Source organism: Parabacteroides sp. AF48-14 (assembly GCF_003477465.1).
Lineage (GTDB): Bacteria > Bacteroidota > Bacteroidia > Bacteroidales > Tannerellaceae > Parabacteroides > Parabacteroides acidifaciens.
In genome coordinates, this window is the sequence record NZ_QUDI01000100.1 from 1 (window position 1) to 1,278 (window position 1,278).

Here is a 1,278-nt window from a genome sequence, read left to right on the forward strand (position 1 = left end):
GCCGAATGATGATCTATACAAAAGTACAAATTATTTTTATTGCACAATCCACCGTTCGATATTACGGGTTTTGGCGCTGAAGTTCACTCCTATCTTAAACAGTTTACGGATGTCTGAGAGGAAAGGCCGTGCATAATGTCTTTCGTCTATCTGCTGTAAGGCCTCTTCCGCCGTACCATCCAGTTTGAACTCCATCACATAAATAAACTTATCCGTTTGCAGAACCAGGTCTACACGACCTCGCTCGTATGATATTCCGCTTTCACATAGAAACCCACCAACTTAAAGACGATAAAGAGCACATTCTGATAATGCAACTCAAGGTCTTTTATCAGCTCGTAAGGCGTATCGGCAAAAAAGCTTTGCAGGCGACGGAAAAAGGCGTCGACCTCTCCGATTTCTATTTCACGGACAAACTTCTGTATCTCAAAAGCTGATTCTTGTTTATTGAAACGGGTATAAAATGGCATCAGGAACTTAATAAAACCTTCCTCCACTTCACGGTTAGGATAGCCTAAGCGATAAAGGCCGAAACGTTCATCATACCCTTTTATCGTCAGGTAACCGCTCTGGAAAATAACCGGAATAGGCTGATCATCTCCATAAATACTGTTCAAGACGTCGGCATCCGTTTCTTCATGCGCCATACGTTCCAAATCGTAATGATTGCGCTTCAAAAGTTCTACCAGGTAAGTAGGTGTACCTGTTTCGAACCAGTAACTACCGAACTTCATCATGTAAAAAGTATTCAACAGGCTGAAAGGATTATAGATACCTTCCGTATTTTCTGCAAAGTGGTAACCGTCATAACGATCTTTCAACTCCTTACATGCTTCCTCATAGCTCATTTTCTGCTTATCGGCCAACTCATGTAAATCTTCCTGAAAGTTATCATGAATCTCCTGTCCGGTTATTCCGCACAATGCAACATGGCGTTCACTCATCGAGATATCTATCAGATTATTCAGGTCACTGAATACGCTAACCTTACCAAACTTCGTGACACCAGTCAACATACCGAACTTGATACTGCCATCCATCGTCTTGAGCACACCGTAAAAAGGTTTCAGCGTGTTACGGTATTCGGTCTGCAAGGCTTCATTGCCGATAGCTTGCAGCAACGGCTTGTCGTATTCGTCTACAAGGATAACGACACGCTGGCCAGTCAGCTTGCAGGCACGGTCTACAACCCCTTTGAAACGCAGGGCAAGAGTTGATTCTCCTTCTCGGGAACCATAAAGAGCTTCCCAACCCAGCAGCGCTTCGTTCAGTATTTTG

1 pseudogene is annotated in these 1,278 nt (G+C 43.7%); it reads right to left on the reverse strand.

Features of this window, described 5'->3' with window-relative positions:
• Positions 1-36: 36 nt before the first annotated feature.
• Positions 37-1,278, reverse strand: a pseudogene (locus DW083_RS21905) (AAA family ATPase); the annotation flags it as partial.